The sequence below is a fragment of the Mesorhizobium sp. WSM4311 genome (assembly GCF_002295115.1).
Lineage (GTDB): Bacteria > Pseudomonadota > Alphaproteobacteria > Rhizobiales > Rhizobiaceae > Mesorhizobium.
In genome coordinates, this window is sequence record NZ_NSFV01000003.1 from 421,181 (window position 1) to 437,106 (window position 15,926).

18 protein-coding genes are annotated in these 15,926 nt (G+C 65.1%); 7 read left to right on the forward strand and 11 right to left on the reverse strand.

All coding sequences use genetic code 11. The features are described from left to right. Positions 1 to 70: 70 nt before the first annotated feature. Entirely contained in the window at positions 71 to 973 is a 903-nt protein-coding gene (locus tag CK226_RS09320; RefSeq protein ID WP_095791651.1) for a LysR substrate-binding domain-containing protein, read from the forward strand. Between the two features lie 67 nt (positions 974 to 1,040). After that, the gene (gene mutL / locus CK226_RS09325; protein ID WP_095791652.1) at positions 1,041 to 2,930 is read left to right on the forward strand and encodes a DNA mismatch repair endonuclease MutL; all 1,890 of its coding nucleotides are present in this window, start codon (positions 1,041 to 1,043) and stop codon (positions 2,928 to 2,930) included. Between the two features lie 43 nt (positions 2,931 to 2,973). Here the strand turns inward: mutL and CK226_RS09330 are convergent, their stop codons facing one another. Beyond that, on the reverse strand, positions 2,974 to 3,318 hold the full coding sequence (locus tag CK226_RS09330) for a DUF2185 domain-containing protein (protein ID WP_095770523.1): 345 nt from the start codon (positions 3,316 to 3,318) through the stop codon (positions 2,974 to 2,976). A 70-nt stretch (positions 3,319 to 3,388) separates the two neighbouring features. After that, on the reverse strand, positions 3,389 to 4,282 hold the full coding sequence (locus CK226_RS09335; protein WP_095788379.1) for a DMT family transporter: 894 nt from the start codon (positions 4,280 to 4,282) through the stop codon (positions 3,389 to 3,391). A 92-nt stretch (positions 4,283 to 4,374) separates the two neighbouring features. Between CK226_RS09335 and CK226_RS09340 the strand changes: the two genes are divergently transcribed. Then, a complete protein-coding gene (locus CK226_RS09340) occupies positions 4,375 to 5,301 on the forward strand; it encodes a LysR family transcriptional regulator (protein WP_095770525.1) in 927 nt (308 codons plus the stop codon). Positions 5,302 to 5,326: 25 nt separating this feature from the next. Here CK226_RS09340 and CK226_RS09345 read toward each other — a convergent pair whose 3' ends face one another. Beyond that, the gene (locus tag CK226_RS09345; RefSeq protein ID WP_245317981.1) at positions 5,327 to 5,884 is read right to left on the reverse strand and encodes a hypothetical protein; all 558 of its coding nucleotides are present in this window, start codon (positions 5,882 to 5,884) and stop codon (positions 5,327 to 5,329) included. Between the two features lie 156 nt (positions 5,885 to 6,040). Here CK226_RS09345 and CK226_RS09350 point away from each other — a divergent pair, with 156 nt between their 5' ends. Further along, positions 6,041 to 6,274, forward strand: a complete 234-nt coding sequence (locus CK226_RS09350; RefSeq protein ID WP_095770527.1) for a DUF2093 domain-containing protein — start codon at positions 6,041 to 6,043, stop codon at positions 6,272 to 6,274. On the opposite strand, the gene lpxK is transcribed toward CK226_RS09350, so the two are convergent. The 6 genes from lpxK to CK226_RS09380 all read right to left on the reverse strand — a co-directional run bounded on the left by lpxK (position 6,271) and on the right by CK226_RS09380 (position 11,869). Further along, positions 6,271 to 7,296 carry a tetraacyldisaccharide 4'-kinase gene (lpxK, locus tag CK226_RS09355; RefSeq protein WP_095770528.1) on the reverse strand — a complete coding sequence of 342 codons (1,026 nt, stop codon included), beginning with the start codon at positions 7,294 to 7,296 and terminating at the stop codon, positions 6,271 to 6,273. The genes CK226_RS09350 and lpxK overlap by 4 nt on opposite strands. A gap of 1 nt (position 7,297) precedes the next feature. Continuing rightward, the gene (waaA, locus tag CK226_RS09360) at positions 7,298 to 8,614 is read right to left on the reverse strand and encodes a lipid IV(A) 3-deoxy-D-manno-octulosonic acid transferase (RefSeq protein ID WP_095791653.1); all 1,317 of its coding nucleotides are present in this window, start codon (positions 8,612 to 8,614) and stop codon (positions 7,298 to 7,300) included. Further along, a complete protein-coding gene (locus CK226_RS09365) occupies positions 8,611 to 9,402 on the reverse strand; it encodes a lysophospholipid acyltransferase family protein (protein ID WP_095770530.1) in 792 nt (263 codons plus the stop codon). The genes waaA and CK226_RS09365 overlap by 4 nt, the downstream gene beginning before the upstream one ends. 5 nt (positions 9,403 to 9,407) lie before the next feature. Further along, positions 9,408 to 9,653, reverse strand: coding sequence for a DUF4170 domain-containing protein (locus CK226_RS09370; protein WP_095770531.1), 246 nt, complete (start codon positions 9,651 to 9,653; stop codon positions 9,408 to 9,410). Between the two features lie 76 nt (positions 9,654 to 9,729). Next, positions 9,730 to 10,539 carry a 3'(2'),5'-bisphosphate nucleotidase CysQ gene (locus CK226_RS09375; RefSeq protein WP_095791654.1) on the reverse strand — a complete coding sequence of 270 codons (810 nt, stop codon included), beginning with the start codon at positions 10,537 to 10,539 and terminating at the stop codon, positions 9,730 to 9,732. Then, on the reverse strand, positions 10,526 to 11,869 hold the full coding sequence (locus CK226_RS09380; protein ID WP_095791850.1) for a TldD/PmbA family protein: 1,344 nt from the start codon (positions 11,867 to 11,869) through the stop codon (positions 10,526 to 10,528). The genes CK226_RS09375 and CK226_RS09380 overlap by 14 nt, the downstream gene beginning before the upstream one ends. Positions 11,870 to 12,037: 168 nt before the next feature. On the opposite strand from CK226_RS09380, the gene CK226_RS09385 reads away from it, so the two are divergent. Continuing rightward, positions 12,038 to 12,454 (forward strand): VOC family protein, encoded by a 417-nt coding sequence (locus tag CK226_RS09385; protein ID WP_027042200.1) that lies wholly within the window; start codon positions 12,038 to 12,040, stop codon positions 12,452 to 12,454. 25 nt (positions 12,455 to 12,479) lie between these two features. Here the strand turns inward: CK226_RS09385 and epmA are convergent, their stop codons facing one another. Continuing rightward, on the reverse strand, positions 12,480 to 13,526 hold the full coding sequence (gene epmA / locus CK226_RS09390; protein ID WP_095791655.1) for an EF-P lysine aminoacylase EpmA: 1,047 nt from the start codon (positions 13,524 to 13,526) through the stop codon (positions 12,480 to 12,482). Positions 13,527 to 13,649: 123 nt separating this feature from the next. Between epmA and efp the strand changes: the two genes are divergently transcribed. After that, complete coding sequence (efp, locus tag CK226_RS09395; protein WP_010915481.1) at positions 13,650 to 14,219, forward strand: elongation factor P; 570 nt, start codon at positions 13,650 to 13,652, stop codon at positions 14,217 to 14,219. 48 nt (positions 14,220 to 14,267) lie between these two features. On the opposite strand, the gene CK226_RS09400 is transcribed toward efp, so the two are convergent. Beyond that, the gene (locus CK226_RS09400; RefSeq protein ID WP_095788375.1) at positions 14,268 to 15,167 is read right to left on the reverse strand and encodes an HNH endonuclease; all 900 of its coding nucleotides are present in this window, start codon (positions 15,165 to 15,167) and stop codon (positions 14,268 to 14,270) included. 169 nt (positions 15,168 to 15,336) lie between these two features. On the opposite strand from CK226_RS09400, the gene CK226_RS09405 reads away from it, so the two are divergent. Beyond that, positions 15,337 to 15,879, forward strand: coding sequence for a dihydrofolate reductase family protein (locus CK226_RS09405; RefSeq protein WP_095791656.1), 543 nt, complete (start codon positions 15,337 to 15,339; stop codon positions 15,877 to 15,879). Positions 15,880 to 15,926 lie beyond the last annotated feature (47 nt).

The window sequence follows — 15,926 nt, forward strand, 5'->3', positions numbered from 1 at the left end:
CCACCACGTTAGCGACCCGAAATATGGCTGTGACGCTGGAAAATCCTGATCTTCTGTATAAGCTGTGCTTATGCGAAGCCTGCGCCACCTCCTGCCCTCCGCCGGCAGCCTGATCGTCTTCGAGGCGGCCGGCCGGCTGTCGAGCTTCACCGCCGCCGGGCGCGAGCTCGGCATGACGCAGGCAGCCGTCTCCTACGCGGTGCGGGGGCTGGAAGAGCAGCTCGGCGCCAAGCTGTTCCAGCGCCGCCACCGACAAGTCAGCCTGACCGAAGCCGGCGAACGCTTCCACGCCGATGTCTCGCTGGGGCTGTCGCATATCCGCAAGTCGGCCGAGGATCTGCGCCTGCAGGCGACCGGCGGCCACGTGACGCTCGCCGCATCGACCGCCTTCGGCTCGTTCTGGATGATGCCGCGCCTGCAGCAGTTCCGTGACGAATTGCCGGGCATCGACCTGCGCATCCAGACCGCCGACCGCGACCTCGACATCATCGCCGAAGGCATCCCGCTCGCCGTGCGCGGCGGCGAGCCCCGGGACTGGCCGGACTACCATTCGTTGCCGCTTGCCGATGAGGAGATCTTCCCCGTCGCCGGCACCAGCTACCTGGCCAAGTTCGGCATGCCGAAGACCGTCGGGGAATTGGCCAAGCACCGTCTCATCCATCTGGAGGAGCCGTATCGCGAGGCGGCGAGTTGGGACGAATGGTTCCAGTCGGCCGGCGGCAGCCTCGGCGACGCCGCGCGCGGCCTGCGCATCAATGATTATGGCCTGGTCATCCAGGGCGTGATGGAGGGGCAAGGCATCGCGCTCGGCTGGCGGCACCTTGCCGAGCGGCTGCTGGCGACGGGACTTCTGGTGCAGGTGACGGACCACGTGCTCAAGACCGGCAAGGCGTTCTACGTCGTGTGGCCGAAGAACCGGGAGCTCAGCGACAATGCCCGCAAGGTAAGGGACTGGCTGGCGGCGCAGGCATAAAGCCGTTTCACCGTTCCACCGCAGTTCGCCCTCGCCCGCACGACACGAATCCTCCTATACTGTCGCCATGCCCATTCGCCAGCTTTCCGAAACGATGATCAACCAGATCGCCGCCGGCGAAGTCATCGAGCGTCCGGCGAGCGTGGTCAAGGAACTGGTCGAGAATGCGCTCGATGCTGGCGCATCACGCATCGAAATCGTCACCTCAGGTGGCGGGCTGAACCTGATCCGCGTCACTGATGACGGTTCCGGCATCCCCGAGCCGGAGCTTTCGCTGGCGATCGCGCGCCACTGCACCTCCAAACTCGCCGAGGATATCAACGACATCCGCTCGCTCGGCTTTCGCGGCGAGGCGCTGCCGTCGATCGGCTCGGTATCGCGGCTGTCGATCCGCTCGCGCACGGCTTTGGGCGACAGCGCCGCCGAGATCGGCATAGAGGGCGGCCGCGTGCTGCCCGTCAGACCGGCGGCAGCCAACCGCGGCACAACCGTCGAGGTGCGCGACCTGTTCTTCGCCACGCCGGCGCGGCTCAAATTCATGAAGGGCGAGCGGGCTGAAAGCTCGGCGACCAGCGATGTGGTCAAGCGCATCGCCATCGCCTTCCCGGCCGTGCGGTTCACGCTGGCGGGTTCCGACCGCTCGACGCTGGAATTGCCGGCGACCGACGACAGTCCGGAAGGCAGCCTGCGCCGCGTCGCCCAGGTGATGGGAGCCGAATTTCCCGACAATTCCATCGCCATCGACGCGATGCGCGAAGGCGTGCACCTGACCGGCCATGTGTCGATCCCGTCCTTCACCCGCGCCAACGCGCTGCAGCAATATGCCTATGTCAACGGCAGGCCGGTGCGCGACAAGCTGATCGCCGGCGCCATCCGCGGCGCCTTCGCCGATGTGCTGCCGCGTGACCGCCACGCGGTGACGGTGCTGTTTCTTACGCTCGATCCGGCCATCGTCGACGTCAATGTCCACCCGGCCAAGGCCGATGTGCGCTTCCGCGATCCGGGCCTGGTGCGCGGGCTGATCGTCGGCGCCATCCGCCAGGCCCTGGCCGATGCCGGCATCCGCTCGGCCACGACGGGAGCCGCGGGCATGGTGGCGGCGTTCCGGCCCGGTGCCGCGCCTTACAATCATGGCGGCCCGGCCAATGGCCATCGCAGCTACGAAGCGGCCTACCGCGCTTCCGGCTCCACCGGTTTCGATCCCTCGCGCTCGCCGCAGCGGCCGCTCGACATGCAATTCGCGGGTGCGGGTTTCGAAGGCGCAGGCGCAAGGAATGGCGGGTTTGGTGAACCCGGCCAGGCGGCGTTTGATACCGGCCCGCTCGCCAGCGCCGATGCGCGCGCCGGACAGAGCGAGGCGGCCGATACGCTGCTTGGCACGGTGCTCGGTGCGGCGCGCGCCCAGGTGCACGAAAACTACATCGTTGCCCAGACCAGGGATTCGCTCGTCATCGTCGACCAGCACGCGGCGCATGAGCGGCTGGTCTATGAAGCCTTGAAGAACGCGCTGCACTCGCGACCCGTCCCCTCGCAGATGCTGCTCCTGCCGGAGATCATCGATCTGCCGGAAGAGGACGCCGAGCGGCTCGCCATGCATTCCGAAACGCTCGCCCGCTTCGGTCTCGGCATCGAGCGTTTCGGCCCGGGCGCTGTTGCCGTGCGCGAGACGCCGTCGATGCTGGGCGAAACCAATGTCCGGCAATTGGTGCGCGACCTCGCCGACGAGATCGCCGACAACGACACGGTCGATACACTCACGGAAAGGCTGGACAAGATCGCCGCCACCATGGCCTGCCACGGCTCGGTGCGTTCCGGCCGGCTGCTCAAGGCCGAGGAGATGAACGCGCTGCTGCGCCAGATGGAAGCGACGCCGGGATCCGGCACCTGCAACCATGGCCGCCCGACCTATATCGAGCTGAAGCTCGCCGATATCGAGCGGCTGTTCGGGCGGCGGTAGGTGGATGCTCGCCGCAGTGCTTTCTCTTCGGTCGTTTACGAATTCAAACTTCGTCCAGAGGTTCGAACTTCTCACGGACGAATTTTCCTTCGACTCTAAAAAAGGCAGTTCCGAAAGGAGCTTCTAAGCAGGACGCTATAAGCGGGTCGTAATTCGCAATTGTATTGACATCGTACAAGCCAAAATTATTTGGGTTATCGGTGTACTCGTCAGATTCATCACCGGCGAAAAAGCGCCAACCGCTGTCGGCCGGATGATCTGGCGTTTCGCGGTAGAGATAGCCGACTTGCGCGCCGTCCACGGTGATCCGGTCAGCAGCAATACAGCTGCCGTAGCCAATCGCGATCGGGCGAAACGTCGATGCGTCCCGAAAAAACGTCTTCGGCATTCTCAACTCGCTGCTGCGCCCGTATCTCTAGTCAGCTGAGTACCCCGCCAACAGTCAAGTACCGCTCGCATCACCTCTTCAAATTCACCACGATGACACCGCCGAGCGCCAGCGCGCCGCCGAGGATGCCGAGCAGTGTCGGCACTTCGCCCAGCCAGAAGAAGCCGATCAGGGCAGACATCGGCGAAACCAGGTAGAGGAAGTTCGAGGCGCGCGCTGCCGGCAGGCGCGATAAGGCCGTCGCCCAGGCGGCATAGGCGATCAGGCTCGGCACGATGCCGAGAAAGATCACGGCGCCGAGGCCGGCGGTGTTGGCGACGGCTGCCTGCGCAAAGCCGCTCGGCAGAAAGGGGGACAGGCAAAGCGCTCCGAGCACCATGTTGGAGGCCGAGATGGTCAACGGGTGATGGCGGGCAAATAGCGGCTTCTGGACGATGGTGTTGACGGCCGAACAGAGCGCGGAGCCAAGCACGAGCAGTGCGCCAGCATTGAAATGCAAGCCTTGTCCGTCTGCCATTGCTATGACGCCGATGCCGGCGAAGGATATCGCCGTGCCAGCCCAGGCCCACCTTGAAAAGCGTTCGCCCAGAAGCGCCATCGCCATGATGGCGGTGAAGATCGGGCTGACATTGATGATGAAGCCGGCGGCTCCAGCCGAGACGGTCAGCTCGCCGAAATTGAGCATGGCGGTGTAGAGCGCGACGAAAATTGCCCCGCCAAAGACGAGGCGCCACACCTCGTCGAGCCTGGGCAGCGCCGGACGCTTGACTGCAAGGAAGATCGCCGCCGGCACCGCGGCGATGGCAAAGCGCAGGGAGCCCAGTTCCAGCGGCCCGAAGGCGGCAAGGCCGGCGCGGATGGCCGGAAAAGCAGAGGCCCAGCCGACCACCGTCAGCGCCACGGCGATGGCGGCCGTGGTGTCCATCCGCTGTGTCTGATTCAACGTGCCCGTCATCGCGCTCATCTCACCGTCCTCATGCTGTTCCCGTCCTGGAGGCCACAAAACGCCTTTTCCCGCCTGTTGACAAACGACCAAATCGAGGATCACCTGTGACTATGGATCACAGCTCAGACACAATGGTGCCGCTCGAAACCCTGCGTGCCTTCGACGCGGCGGCACGAACCGGCAGTTTTTCCGCGGCCGCCGAAAAGCTCAACATCACCCACGGGGCCATCAGCCGTCAGATCGCCAAGCTCGAGGACTGGCTGGGCCTGAAAGTGTTCGATCGCGGCGCGCGCGGCGTGACGCTGACGATCGAAGGCAACCGGCTGCATCTGCGCACGTCGGAGGCTTTCGCGCTGATTTCGAGCCATTCCGACCGCTGGGTCGAGCCGCGCGGCACGGCGGTGGTGCGGCTGACCTCGATCCCCTCGGTGAGCGGGCTGTGGCTGATGCCGCGCATGGCCGCGCTGGAGAACAATCCTTCCAAGCTGCGCATCGTGCTCGACGTCGACATCCGCCAGGCCGACCTTGCCGATGAAGGCATCGATCTGTCGATCCGCTGCGGCCGTGGAGTCATTCCGGGCCGTGTTTCGGTGCAGCTGTTCGAGGAACATGTCTTCCCTGTCGCATCGACCGAGCTGGCACGGGACATCGGGCGCGGCGACCCGGCCCGGCTGCTTAAATTTCCGCTGATCAACGATTCCGACGCCTCCGGCTGGCGTGCCTGGTTCGCCGCGCAAGGCATGGACTATCGCCCGCGCCCGCAGGATCGCCGCTTCGAGGACTACAACCTGGTGCTCGATGCCGCAGCCTATGGGCTCGGCATCGCGCTGGCGCGTCCGCCGCTAACCGGACATCAGCTGCAGTCTGGCCGCATCACCGCGGTCGACGAGCGTACCGCGCTCAACCCGGTTTCCTATTGGCTCGACCGGCCGCTGGGACGGCCGCGCACGGCGGCGGCCGACCTTGCCCGCCGCATCGCGCGGCAGGCCGGATTGGCGCCGGACAAGATCGAGGCGTTCATCGAAGCGGAGCGATAGGTCTCCCGGCCTATCTTCGATTCGTTCAGCGAAGCAGCAGCAGAACGAATCCGAACATCATTGTTGCCAGCAAACCGGTCATGATCGAAACAAAGCCGATTCTCACCAGCAGGCCCTCGGGATTGGGTACGGCGGCGGCGTGAGATTGATTGGCTGGCCTTCGCCGTCCCGACGACATCCCCATGGCGGCGTTTTGCGGCACCGGAACCTGCGACGGGATAAACGACAACAAGGACACCCCGGCAGCCCTGGCGGGCGCGTTGTCATTGGCCGTTGCCGAAGGCGGCACGGCGCCGCGCTGCGTTTCGGCTTCGGGCGCTGTTCTCCTCGCCAGTACCGTTGCCAACACCGCCTCGTCCCGTGTGTCGAGCTGGGCCTGATAGGCCTCGACGATGCCGGAAGAAGCAATCTGCTGCGATTTGACGGCCATCGGCGCCGCCGGCATCGCCAGCAAAGCGGGCGCCGTGCGTTGCGCGAACAAAGAGGGCGCGGCGGGCTGGACCAGTTCCCTGACCAGCGCCGTCCTGACCGGATCGGCCTTCGCCGACGGCACGGGTTGCGGCGTCATCGCCTCCTTGAGCAAGGAAGCCAGGCGGGCGGAAGAAATATCCATCATGCCCCCGATAAAAGCGCTTTTCGCACCTGTCCTAGTGCCTCAGCATTGTCCGAGGCTTGTCGCAAGCTTGACCCGGCCGCGGATTTGTGGCGATGAAATCTGTATGACACTTGGCACCACCGCATGATGAACCGTTTCGAAGGCCCGGGCGGCAAGGAAGCCCGCATCCGCTATCTCGATGGCGATTTCCAGGTCACCAGTCCCGGCTCGTTCGTGCGCTGTGCGGTGACCGGGGAAAACATCCCCCTGGACGAGCTGAAATACTGGAGCGTCGCCAGGCAGGAGCCCTACGTCAATGCCACCGCTTCGCTGCGCCGCGAAATCGAGATGCATCCGGAGCTGCGCAAGCGTAGCTAGCTTCTCAGCCTGCGCTGCCGCCAGGCATCGAGCGTTTCCTCGATGATGCGCTCGGGCACATGGTCGAGCTCGAAAACCGTGTCGATTTCCAGCACCTCGAGCCTGTCGAGAAAGTCCTGCGAGGCGCCGTGGCGCAACCGGGCGGCGTCCTTGGCCGTGGTGATGAGCCCCAGCCCTTCGGCGCGCGCCGTCACCGCCAGTTCGCCGAGTTCGTCCTCGGCGTAGAAATGATGGTCCGGAAAGGGTTTTGAGAGGACCACCTCACCGCCGGCCTCGCGCACCGTGTCGAAGAATTTGTCGGGATGGCCGATGCCGGCGAAGGCCAGGAACCGCTTGCCGGCAAGCCCGGTCTTGCTGCGGGGCTCCGTGTGCGCCTCGAAGATTGGCCGGCCGGCACGCGCCGCCTGGCGCACCACGGCATCGGCGGCGGTGCCCTCGCCCATCTTCAACAGCCCGCTGGTGAAGACCAGTTGGTCAACGATCTTTGCCCTGAGCGGGCCGCCCGGAATGACGCGGCCATTGCCGATGCCGTAGCGGGCGTCGACGACGATCAGCGCATAGTCGATATGGATGCGCGCGCTCTGAAAGCCATCATCCATGATCAGGAAATCGCAGCCATGCTTTGCCAAGAGCAGCCGGGCGCCGGCGGCGCGGTTCGGCGTCACCGCGACCGGGGCGTGTTCGGCCAGCAGCAGCGGCTCGTCGCCGACATGCTTGGCGGCATCGTGATTGATATCGACGACATGCGGTTCGGCGAACGAACCGCCATGGCCGCGCGACAGGAAGCCGGGCTTCAGCCGCATGCGCTTGGCCTGTTGGGCGAGCGCGATGGCGACCGGTGTCTTGCCGGTGCCGCCAACGGTGAAATTGCCGACGCACAGGACCGGTGCCTCGATCTTCTCACGCCTGGCCCGCCGCATGCCGCGGCCGGCAACGAGCGCATAGACGGCCGACAGCGGCGACAGCGCCAGGACTTTCCAGTCCGGCTCTTCCCACCAGAATGGTGGTGCTTCGGAGGCCACGCTAGCGCCCGTTGGCGCCCTTCAGGCGCGACTTGACGACCAGCGGCTGGATATAGGGTTCGAGCGATTTCAGCGTGCGCGCCAGCGCGCCGCGCATCTCGTCGACGGTCGCCACACCGGCCGCCATCATCTCATGGCGCGCCACTTCGTTGGTCAAAAGGAAGTTGACGGCCCCGGCCAGCATGTCGCGATCGCGCACCAGCTTGGCGCCGCCGCTGTCGATCAGGCGCTGATAGGCCTCGCGGAAATTCTGCACATTGCGGCCGGCCAGAACCGCTGTGTCGAGCATGGCCGGCTCGAGCGGATTCTGCCCGCCCTCGGAGGTCAGCGAGCGGCCGACGAAAGCGATTTCGGTCAACCGGAGATAGAGCCCCATCTCGCCGATCGTGTCGCCGAGCAGGATATCGGTGTCGGGCCCGATACGGTCGCCCTTGCTGCGGCGCGCGACCTTCAGCCCCATGCCGGAAATCTGCGCGGCAAGGTTTTCGGCGCGATCAGGATGGCGCGGAACGACGATCGTCAACAGACCATGGTGACGCTTGTGCAGCATCGCATGGACTTCCGCCGCCACCACTTCCTCGCCGTCATGGGTCGAGATCGCCGCCCAGGTCGGGCGGCCGCCGACCTGCCGCTGCAAGCCGGCCAGCACCCGTTCGTCGACGGGCGGCGGGTTGGTGTCGACCTTGAGGTTGCCCGACACCGTGACCGGCCGGGCGCCAAGCACGCGAAAACGCTCGCCGTCGACATCGGACTGGGCAACGACATGGGCGAGATTCTCGAACAGCGCCTCGGCGATGTTGGCGCGCTTCTTCCACGAGGTGAAAGAGCGGTCGGACAGCCTGCCATTGACCAGCACCTGCGGCACGTGGCGCGCGCCAAGCTCGAGGATGGTCATCGGCCAGATCTCGGATTCAGCGATGATCGCAAGGTCCGGCTGCCAGTGATCGAGGAACCGGCTGACCGCCGGCTTGAGGTCGAGCGGCACATATTGGTGGATGATGCGGTCGCCGAGCCGCTCGTCGGCGACCTGGGCCGATGTCACCGTGCCGGTCGTCAGCACGATGTTGACGCCATAATCGAGAATGCTCTCGACCAGCGGCACCACGGCCAGGGTCTCGCCGACGCTCGCGGCGTGGATCCAGATCACGGGCCCTTCGGGGCGCGGGCGGCCGGCGACGCCATAGCGCTCGCGGCGACGGTGGCGGTCTTCCTTGCCGCGCGAGGTGCGCCAGGCGACATAGGGCCCGACCAGCGGATAGGCCGCGGCACCGGCGAAACGGTATGCGGTCAGCATGGCGCGCGCCCAGCGACCGCTCATCGCCGGCCATCCACGAGACGATAAGCCTCTGCCGTCGCGGCATTGAGCGCGGTGGTGATTTCCTGGCGCTTGCGCTCCATTTCGGCGTCATCGGCGTCGGCCGCGACAAAGATCGGCGCGCCGATGGTCACGGCGGACCGGCCGAAAGGCAGGTTGATGGTGGTCTTGTCCCAGCTCTTTTCCAGCACCTTGCGGCGGCTGGTGGCGATGGCGACAGGCAGCAGCGGCCGGCCCGAAAGGCGCGCCAGGAGAACGATACCGAGCCCTGCGTCGCGCGGCGTGCCATGCGGAATGTCTGCGATCATGGCGACGTTCTTGCCGGCGGTGAGCGACTTTTTGAGGGCAATCAGGGCCTTGGCGCCACCCTTGTCGAGATGGCGGGCATTGTCGCGCCCGCCGGACCCGCGCACCGCCTCGATGCCGAATTTCTCCAGCATCAGCGCGTTGAGCTCGGCATCGGCGCTGCGCGACACCATGGCGACCAGCGGCTTGCGCTTGGGGTAGTAGGCCGGCGTCAAAAGATGCTGGCCGTGCCACAGGGCGATGATGCCGGGCTCGAATTCGGCATAGGCGCCGCCCGCAAAGCGCGCCGATCCGGCGACCAGGGGGCTGGTCAGGCGAACCAGCCGTACGAACTGCGCGAGCAGGCTGGCAATGGCGTTCTTGACGAATCGTGACTGCGCGAGCGGTTCGCGCACCTTGCGCCAGAACGTTTTGGTCGCGCGGCTGCCGCCCCTGCGAGTCGGCGCGGTGTCGCTGGCTGGCCCTTTCGCCAGGTCATGCTCCATCGAAGTCAACCGGCAGCCTTGTTGTCGGGGTCAAGCAGACGGTGCAGATGAACGACGAAATAACGCATATGGGCATTGTCCACGCTGGCTTGCGCCTTGGCCTTCCACGCCGTGTGCGCGGATTGATAATCGGGATAGATACCGACAATGTCGAGCCCGTCGAGATCGCGGAACTCGGTGCTCCCAAGCTTCTTCAGTTCGCCGCCGAACACCAGATGCAAAAGCTGTTTCTTCCCGTCTTCCGCGGTCATGTCGGTCCTTCACATATTGTGAGTTTGTGACAGGTCTAGACCAAAGCCGCCGACTTTGGAACCTGCGAATGTGCTTTCACGCATCCAGCCCGGCGATGACATCGACGAGCACCCCCAGCAATTCTCCGCTGCCGGCGGCGAGCGCGCCGTGACGGGTCACCTCGCCGGCATAGAGCGGCGCGCGGCCAAGCGGGTCGAGCAACAGCCCGCCGGCCTCGCGCAGGATGAGATCGGCGGCGGCGATGTCCCAGTCATGCGCATTCGGCTTGACGAAGGTGGCGTCGAGCGCGCCGTTGGCGATCATCGCCAGGCGGTAGGCGAGCGAAGGGCTGTAGGGCGCGCGCACCAGCCGCTTCTGCCAGCCGGCCGGCACCAGCTCGATCAGCTGCTTCAATCCTGAAATCTCGGCCTTGTCGCCAAGCGTGCGCACGCCAATGCGCTTGCCGTTGCGGAACGCGCCCTGGCCGGGCAGCGCCCAGTAGGTCTCGTCCATCGCCGGGCATTCGAGCACGCCGGCAAGCGTGCGGCCCGCTTCGACCACGGCGACGCTGACGCACCAGGTGCGCTGTCCCTCGAGGAAGCCGCGCGTGCCGTCGATCGGATCGACGACGAAGGTGCGGCGCGCCGAAAGCCGCGCTGGATCGTCGACCGTCTCTTCCGACAGCCAGCCATAGTCCGGCCGCGCCGCCAGCAGCGTGCGGCGCAGATAGGCGTCCGCGGCATGATCCGCTTCGCTGACCGGCGAGGTGCCGCCCTTCATCCAGACTTGTGGGCTGTTGCCGAAGTACTGCATGGCGATCAGACCCGCCTCGCGGGCGGCGTCGCGCAGCAACGGCAGATCGCCAATGGCGCCGGAAGAGGCAGCGGTCAGTTCAGGCTCCGGCAAGGGTCATGCCTTCGATCAGGAGCGTCGGCGCGGCGGTGCCGAAATTGCGGTCGAGGTCATCAGCCGGCACCATGTTGAGGAACATGGTCTTCAGGTTCGAGGCAATGGTGACTTCGGCGACCGGATAGGAAAGTTCGCCGTTCTCGATCCAGAAACCCGAGGCGCCGCGGCTGTATTCGCCGGTCACCATGTCGACGCCCTGGCCGAACACTTCGATGACATAGAAGCCGCTCTTGAGCGACTTGATCAAATCCTCCGGCGAGCGTTCGCCCGGTTCGATGGCGAGATTGGTGGAGGATGGCGACACGGAGGAGCCGCTGCGCGATCCGCGGCCGTTGGTGATCAATCCCAGTTCCCGCGCGGCCGAGGTCGACAGGAACCAGTGGTTGAGCACACCCTTTTCGACCATGAGAAGCTTTTCGCCCTCGACGCCCTCGCCATCGAACGGGCGCGAGGCCTGGCCACGCGGCCTGAGCGGGTCGTCGGTGACGGTGATGGCGGACGCGGCCACCTGCTTGCCCATCATGTCGCGCAGGAACGAGGTCTTGCGCGCGACGGACGCGCCGTTGATGGCGCCGGCAAGATGGCCGGCGATGCCGCGCGCGACGCGCGGGTCGAACACCACGTCGACCGGCCCGGTCGCCGCCTTGCGCGCGCCGATGCGGCGCACGGCGCGTTCGCCGGCCTTGCGGCCGATATCCTCCGGCGCATCGAGATCGGCAAAGTGCTGGCGCGAGGAGAATTCATAGTCGCGCTCCATGCCGGTGCCCTCGCCGGCGATGACGCTGGCGGAGCGCGAGAAGCGCGAGCCGACATAGTGGCCGATGAAGCCGTGCGAGGTGGCCAGCACGATACCGCCCAGCCCGGCACTGGCGCCGCTGCCGGCCGAATTGGTCACACCCTTGACGGCAAGTGCCGCCGCTTCGGACGCAAGGGCTGCTTCCTTCAACTGGTCGGCCGACACGTCGGTGGCGTCGAACAGGTCGAGATCGCGTGTCTGTTTGGCCAGCAGCGCGGGATCGGCGAGACCCTGATAGGGATCCTCGGGCGAGACTTTCGCCATGGCAACTGCGCGCTCGGCGAGCATCGCCGGATCGGATGCGGCAGTGGCCGAGACGCTCGCCACTTTCCGGCCGACGAAGACGCGCAGCGAGACATCCTCGGCCTCCGACGATTCGGTCGCCTCGACCTTGCCGAGCCGAACCGACACACCGGTGGAGCGGCCGCGCACAGCGACCGCGTCGGCGGCATCGGCGCCGGCCTTCTTGGCGGCCTCGACCAGCGCCGCGACGCGGTCGGTCAGTTTTTTAGCGTCTGATGTGTCGGCCATGCCTGTGATCCTGCTTGTCGCGGCCAGCTTGCGGCCGCGCCCACCCATCTATTGTTCCGGTCCGGCTTGTGCAATGGCATAGGCTTCAATCAAAATGCATCACTACATGGTTCCCATCGCGAACCCTGTGACGCAAAAACAGGCCGCAGCCCGCACGGAGCATCCTTCATGACGCCTTTCCATCTCGCCTTCCCGGTCCGTGATCTCGATGAAACCCGCACTTTCTATGGCGAAGTGCTGGGCTGCGCGATCGGCCGCTCGTCGGCGACCTGGGTGGACTTCGATCTTTACGGCCACCAGATGTCGGCGCATTTGCGGCCGCAGGCCGCGCAAGCCGCCAGCGACGGCAAGGTCGACGGCATTCTGGTGCCGATCCCGCATTTCGGCGCCGTGCTGCTGATGGATGACTGGCAGCGCCTGGCGACCCGGCTGGAAGCGCGCGACGACATAGACTGGCTGGAACGGCCGATGGTCCGCTTCAAGGGCGAGCCCGGCGAACAAGCGACGCTGTTCATCCGCGATCCCTCCGGCAACGCCCTGGAATTCAAGGGTTTCCGCTCGCTGGAGCAGGTTTTCGCGCACTAAGACGGGGCACCACGAGGCCTGTGGCTCAAGAGCCGGCGACCGGCGTCCAGATCACGTCCTCTATTTTCTGCGCGCCAGTGGCCAGCATAGCCAGCCGGTCGAAGCCGAGCGCGATGCCGCTGGCTTGCGGCATGATGGCAAGGGCGGCGAGAAAATCCTCGTCCAGAGGATAACGCTCGCCATAGATGCGCTCTTTCTCGTCCATTTCGAGCATGAAGCGCCGGCGCTGCTCCTCGACATCGGTCAGTTCGCCAAAGCCGTTGGCGAGTTCGACGCCGCAGCAATAGAGCTCGAAGCGCTCGGCGACGCGCGGGTCGCACGGGCTTGGCCGGGCAAGCGCCGCCTCGGCGACCGGATATTCGCAAAGAATGGTGGCGCGGCCAAGGCCGAGATTGGGCTCGATCTTTTCCACCATCACCCGGCTGAACAGGTCGGCCCAGCTATCGTCGGGCGCCGTGCGCAGGCCTGCCCGAACCAGCGCGGCGTAGAGCGCGTCCCGGTCGGTGCCGCCATCGGCGGCGACCGTGGCCAGCAGATCGATGCCGGCATGGCGCAAGAAGGCATCCGCCACCGTCAGCCGTTCCGGCTCACCGAACGGATCGCACTCGCGGCCCCGGAAGGAAAAGCGCGTGGCCCCTGCCCTCGTCGCGGCCAGCGCCAGCAGGTCGGCGCAATCGCGCATCAGGCTCTCATAGGTCTCGCCCACCCGGTACCATTCGAGCATGGTGAATTCGGGATGGTGCAAGGGGCCGCGCTCGCGATTGCGCCAGACGGCGCCGAGGCTGAAAATCCTGTTCTCGCCGGCGGCGAGCAGCTTCTTGCAGGCGAATTCCGGCGAGGTGTGGAGATAGAGTGGCGCGCGCGCGCCATCCGGCCCGACCGCTTCCGTGGCGAAAGCCGCCAGATGCGCCTCGTTGCCGGGCGAGACCTGCAGCGCTGCCGTTTCCACCTCGACAAAATCGTGACGAGCGAACCACTCGCGCAAGGCTGACGTGAGCCCATTGCGCAGCATCAGGCGCGGGCGGCGGTCGGCGTGGACATGCGGCGTCCACCAGGGCGAAGCGGCGGTCATGGGCGATTTGAAGGCGTGCCGAGGCACCTGGGGGGCTGGCGGTTCGCGCCAAGATGCGCTAGGCCCCCATCCAGCGCCGCACAAGCCGGCAAACGCCCACTAACTCTCGCAGGATTTAAAACCGTGGTGAAAGTCATCGCCAGTTCGCTCCGCAAAGGCAATGTCGTCGACAAGGACGGCAAGCTTTATGTGATCCTCTTTGCCGAAAACATCCACCCAGGCAAGGGCACGCCCGTGACGCAGCTCGACATGCGCCGCATCGGCGACGGGGTGAAGGTTTCGGAGCGCTACCGCACCACCGAGCAGGTGGAGCGCGCCTATGTCGAGGAGCGCGAGCACACCTTCCTCTACGCCGACGGCGAAGGTTTTCACTTCATGAACCCGGAAACCTACGACCAGGTGGCGGTGAGCGAAGCCGTGGTCGGCGACGCGGCACCCTATCTGCAGGAAGGCATGCCGGTGCAGGTTTCCCAGTTCAACGGCATCGCGATTTCCCTGGTCCTGCCGCAGCGCGCCACTTTCGAAGTGGTCGAGACCGAGCCGACGACCAAGGGCCAGACGGCATCGTCCTCCTACAAGCCCGCCGTGCTTTCCAACGGCGTGCGCACCGCAGTGCCGCCGCACATCGCGCCCGGCACCCGCGTGGTGGTGATGACGGCCGATGGGTCCTATGTGGAGCGGGCGAAGGACTGAGGGGGACTCTCCACTCTGCCAGCCCCAGGCCGGAAACTACTCGTCACCTCACTGCTTGAAGCAGTGCTCGCGGTGCCATTGCAGGAAATGAGGATGCGGGCGTTCGAGCTGTCGGCGAGGCGGAAGCGCGCGGCGGGTCTTGTTTATGAACCCTTGCACGCTCTCGAGGTCATTGACCTGCCGCGAGATCAGGATTTCCAGATCGTCGGAGAGGCTGATCAATCCACGATCGAACATCCAATGCGCCGTACCTGATAGTGCGAGCCCATTGTTGACGACATCGGGCCCGTTCGCTTCGACGGGTCTAATATGTGCCGCGGCAACTTCCGCCCGACCACCGCCATTTATCAATTTGAGTCCCGTGATCGCGCAACGCTCGTCATAAGCGCGCAAGACGATGCGACGGAAAATGCGGTCCCGCACGATTCGCGATCCGATGTAACTTATGCGGTCGCGGCTGTGCTCAAACTGGAACGGGGCTTCTTCATCCCGAAACCCGGATGAAATGCCGATCTCATCGACGCGCGGCAGCAGTGGCTCACGGGCGTCAAGGCCCAGATCGAGGATGCGGTTGAAGTCGCTCGGGCTGACCGGTCGGACGGCCGATTGAGCGCGACCAGAAATCCGTCCTTGGTCGTTAAGCAAACCTCGCTCAGCGAGCCCGTCCATCCCATTGAATGGAACGGGATTGGCGAAATCGAGGTATGATCCCGGCTCGATCAAAGCGAGATACATACCAGGCGCCACGGGATCAGGGATAACCTGCTGGACTTTCGCCAGGGCGAAATAGCCACGAGTATCTTCTACCTTGCTAGGTTCATAGTAGATGATCCAATCGCCGACACATGCTTCCACACGGCGCAGATACTGGCTGGGGAACTGATATCGCTCAGCGGGGCTGTCATCGTAGATCGAATCAGAGCGGTGGACGAATACCCCGAATCCCATGATCTTCCTGCAGCTTTGGGAATATCGGCTGAGATGTAGCACCAAAATTCGACTTTGGAGCCTGGTTTAGGCTAGGGAAACTCCTTCTGTGACAAACCACCCGCGATTTTTCCAGAGCCTGTAGCAAACGCCCCATGCGGTTCGTCCTTTGAGCGAAGAGGAGAACGCCATGAGAAAACTCATCGTCACCGAATTTATCAGCGTCGACGGCATTGCCGAGGTCGAAAAACTGCCTGGCGTGACCTGGAACGACGAGATGAACAGGTTCAAGGAGGATGAACTTGCCGACAGCGGCGCGATGCTTCTGGGGCGCACGACCTATGGGATCTTTGCCGGCTCATGGCCCAAGGAAACCGGGGATTTTGCCGACCGGTTCAACGCGCTGCCGAAATACGTCGCCTCGACCAGCCTGAAGGCGCTCGACTGGAAACCGGCCGAATTGCTCACAGGCTCGCTGCCGGACGCGGTGAGGACGCTGAAGCAAGGCAGCGGCGGCAACATCTATGTGCATGGCAGCCTCAGCGTGGCGCAGGACTTGCTGCGCCACGGGCTGGTCGACCGCGTCAGGCTGCTCAGCTATCCCGGCGCTGTCGGCCAGGGCAAGCCGCTGTTCCCGCCGGGCGAACAAGTGCCGCTCGAGCTGATTTCGGCCACGCCCTTCAGCAACGGCGTTGTTGCGCTGGAGTATGCGCCGGTGACGGCGAAGTCATAGCGGGCTTTCCAGGCTGGATGACACAGAATTCGACACAGGACTGCCAA

Excerpts from the sequence above, each read along its gene's own strand:
- mutL (WP_095791652.1), top strand. The coding sequence starts at position 1,041 with ATGCCCATTCGCCAGCTTTCCGAAACGATGATCAACCAGATCGCCGCC.
- CK226_RS09380 (WP_095791850.1), bottom strand. The coding sequence starts at position 11,869 with ATGGCCGACACATCAGACGCTAAAAAACTGACCGACCGCGTCGCGGCG.
- CK226_RS09365 (WP_095770530.1), bottom strand. The coding sequence starts at position 9,402 with ATGGAGCATGACCTGGCGAAAGGGCCAGCCAGCGACACCGCGCCGACT.
- epmA (WP_095791655.1), bottom strand. The coding sequence starts at position 13,526 with ATGACCGCCGCTTCGCCCTGGTGGACGCCGCATGTCCACGCCGACCGC.
- CK226_RS09385 (WP_027042200.1), top strand. The coding sequence starts at position 12,038 with ATGACGCCTTTCCATCTCGCCTTCCCGGTCCGTGATCTCGATGAAACC.
- CK226_RS09335 (WP_095788379.1), bottom strand. The coding sequence starts at position 4,282 with ATGAGCGCGATGACGGGCACGTTGAATCAGACACAGCGGATGGACACC.
- CK226_RS09330 (WP_095770523.1), bottom strand. The coding sequence starts at position 3,318 with ATGCCGAAGACGTTTTTTCGGGACGCATCGACGTTTCGCCCGATCGCG.
- waaA (WP_095791653.1), bottom strand. The coding sequence starts at position 8,614 with ATGAGCGGTCGCTGGGCGCGCGCCATGCTGACCGCATACCGTTTCGCC.
- CK226_RS09370 (WP_095770531.1), bottom strand. The coding sequence starts at position 9,653 with ATGACCGCGGAAGACGGGAAGAAACAGCTTTTGCATCTGGTGTTCGGC.
- CK226_RS09320 (WP_095791651.1), top strand. The coding sequence starts at position 71 with ATGCGAAGCCTGCGCCACCTCCTGCCCTCCGCCGGCAGCCTGATCGTC.
- CK226_RS09350 (WP_095770527.1), top strand. The coding sequence starts at position 6,041 with ATGATGAACCGTTTCGAAGGCCCGGGCGGCAAGGAAGCCCGCATCCGC.
- CK226_RS09400 (WP_095788375.1), bottom strand. The coding sequence starts at position 15,167 with ATGGGATTCGGGGTATTCGTCCACCGCTCTGATTCGATCTACGATGAC.
- CK226_RS09340 (WP_095770525.1), top strand. The coding sequence starts at position 4,375 with ATGGATCACAGCTCAGACACAATGGTGCCGCTCGAAACCCTGCGTGCC.
- CK226_RS09405 (WP_095791656.1), top strand. The coding sequence starts at position 15,337 with ATGAGAAAACTCATCGTCACCGAATTTATCAGCGTCGACGGCATTGCC.